This is a genomic window from Streptomyces sp. CO7, from assembly GCF_053474865.1.
The window spans coordinates 167,791-170,703 of record NZ_JBRIOU010000008.1 but is presented as its reverse complement, the minus strand read 5'-3'; the positions used below and the strand labels follow the sequence as shown (position 1 = coordinate 170,703).

Here is a 2,913-nt window from a genome sequence, read left to right as displayed (position 1 = left end):
GTCCTTCACCCCGCCGCCGTGTAGCCGGTCGGGGCGTAGGGAGGCCGCGCGTACTCCGACGGCGGGGTGAAGGACGGCTCGGGACGCCGGACGCGCGGCATCTCCGTGACCGCCTTGGCCAGCTCCTCCGGCGTCGTGCAGGCGGACTCGTGGCGGGAGGCGGTGGCGCCGTTGTTGGCGAGGGCACGCATCGCCAGTTCGGACAGGCCCAGGTGGACCCCGGCCCGGACCTGGTCCGGGGGGATCAGCCCGAGATCCTTGGGCAGGCCGGCGAGACCGTGGGCATCCGTCTCGTAGGGCCAGCGATGGGTGAGGGCGGCGTAGAGGAGGGCGCCGAGAGCCTCGGTGTCGGCGCGCTGCGGGGTGTCGGTGCTGATGCCGCGCAGGGCTGAGCTCACGGCGAGCCCGCGGATCCGCCACTGTCCCGCGGAGGTCCGCAGAACGGTGCTCGGGGTGAGGCAGAGGTGGGCGAGGCCCTCGCGGTGGGCCGCCGCCATGGCCTGGGAGACCTGCAGCACCATCTGGTAGGCCTCGTGCGCCTCCAGCGGTCCGGAGGCCAGCAGGCTGGTGAGTTCGGTGGCGTCGGGGAGCCACTCGTGGACCACGTAGACGAGGTCGTCGTCCTCGACGGCGTCGAGGACCTGGACGAACCGCGGGTCACCGAGGAGAGCCGCGGCGCGGGCCGCGGACAGGACCGAACGGGCGCGAGGGTGGTCGGTCGGCAGGATGTGCACGCCGACGGCACGGCGCAGCATCTCGTCCATCGCCCGCCAGCTGCTGAACCCGTCCAGACGGGTGACGCATTCCTCCAGGCGGTACCGCCTGGCCAGCTTGTGACCGCTGTGCAGTTCGAGCGCCTGGGCCGGGACCTGGTCCGTCACGACCACGTCGCCCTGCGCCTGGTCGTGCTCCGTGTCCGGTTGCCGCTTCTGGGCCACCCCGTCGGCCGTGGACTTCTCCGCCTCGGCGGTCGACGACTCGTCGCCGCCTTTGCCTGCCACGTCGACGGCAGCTGTGCTTCGTTCCGCCACCGTCGTTCCTGCCTCCCCATCCATCGCGTGCTCACCACGCCGAAAACCATTGTGCCCACAGTCCGTCACTCCGCACGACAAGCGGTGGCGGCCGATGGTTGTGCGCCTACCCCGGACTCATCGCCCGAGGCGTCCCCTGACCATGCCGACCAGAGAGTTCAGCTCCTCCACCCTCATCCGCCGTGCGGCGAGGAAGAAGACCCCGAGAAGAACGATGCCGCCCAGGACCAGCGCGCTCAGCGATCCGAGAAGACTCCAGCCCAGAGTCTGGCCGATGCCGTAGCAGACGGCCCCGCTGAGTGCGGCGGCCGGAACCGCCGCGATGCAGAGCCTGGCATACGTCCGCAGTACGCGGGAGCCGTCCAGGTCACCGCCGAGCTTCTTGCGCAGGCGTCGCCAGGCGACGCCCACGCCGATGCCGTACGCCAGGCCGTACGAGGCGGCCATGCCGACCACGGCCCAGCGGGCCGGCAGCAGCAGGAAGCAGAGGAACGACGCGCCGGCGTTGCCCGCCGCGACGATCACGGTGTTGTAGAAGGGCGTCCGGGTGTCCTCGTAGGCGTAGAAGGCACGCAGCACCACGTACTGGACCGAATAGGGGATCAGCCCGAGGCCGAAGGCCATCAGCATGTAGCCCATGTTGGTCGCCGCGGCGGTGCCGGAGCCGCCGAACATCAGGTTGCACATGGGGACGCCCAGGGCGATGAAGCCGAAGGCGATCGGGACGATCGCGACGGCCGTGGTACGCAGGCCCTGCGAGATGTCGTCCCGGACCGCGCCGGTGTCGTCCTCCGCGGCGGAGCGGGCCAGCCGGGGCAGCAGCGCGGCCATCAGCGACACGGTGATGATCGCCTGCGGCAGGCCCCAGATCAGCTGGGCGTTGGCGTAGGCGCTGAAGCCGGTGCCGTTCTCGTCGCCGCTGTCCATGAGGGCCCGGGTGGCCAACTGGGAGACCACCACTGCGCCGAGCTGGTTGGCGAGCACGAAGAGGATGGTCCACTTGGCCAGCTTGGCGGCCTTGCCCAGGCCGTGGCCGCGCCAGTCGAAGCGCAGCCGGAGACGGAACCCGCTCTCCTTGAGGTACGGGATCATCGCCAGCGCCTGGACCACCAGACCCAGCAGCACGCCGATGCCGATGAGACGGACGCCTTCCGGCGGAATGCTCTCCACGCTCATCTTCGAGTCGGCGGACGTGCCGTAGACCCAGAGGAACATGCCGAGCGTCACGATGATGACGATGTTGTTGAGGACCGGGGTCCACATCATCGCGCCGAACCGGTTCCTCGCATTGAGGATCTGACCCATGACGACATGAACGCCCATGAAGAAGATCGTGGGCAGGAAGTACAGGCTGAGGGTGACGGCGACGTCGTTCGCCGCGGGTTCTCCGGCGAGTGAGTCCGACAGGGCCCGGACCAGGAGCGGTGCGCCCAGCATGGCGAGTCCGGTGAGGACGGCCAGCGACACCATCACCAGGGTGAGGAGACGGTTGGCGTACGCCTCGCCGCCGTCCTCGTCGTTCTTCATGGCGCGCACCAGCTGCGGCACGAAGACCGAGTTGAGGCCACCGCCCACGGTGAGGATGTAGATCATCGTCGGCAGCTGGTACGAAACCTGGAACGCCTCACCGAGCAGCCCGAGGCCCAGGGCGGCGACGATCATCATCGAGCGGATGAAGCCGGTGAGCCGCGACACCAGGGTGCCGGCGGCCATCACGGCGCTCGACTTGAGGATGCCGGAGGCGCGGCCGCCCTTCTTGGCCGCCGCCGCGGGCTCCTCCGGTCCGCCGCCTGCGGGGCCGGACGGCTCTGGGTGGGCCTGAGGCGGGCCGGCGGGCCCCGGAGGCACGCCGGGGACCGTCGGGGGCTGTGCGGGGCCAGGG

The 2,913-nt window shown here is 70.4% G+C and carries 1 protein-coding gene and 1 pseudogene; both read right to left on the bottom strand.

Annotated features, from left to right (window positions below):
* Positions 1 to 1,031 (bottom strand): annotated as a pseudogene (locus ACOV8S_RS25660) (protein kinase family protein); the annotation flags it as partial.
* A gap of 117 nt (positions 1,032 to 1,148) precedes the next feature.
* On the bottom strand, positions 1,149 to 2,913 hold a 1,765-nt coding region (murJ, locus tag ACOV8S_RS25655), incomplete at its 5' end, for a murein biosynthesis integral membrane protein MurJ (RefSeq protein ID WP_448320608.1).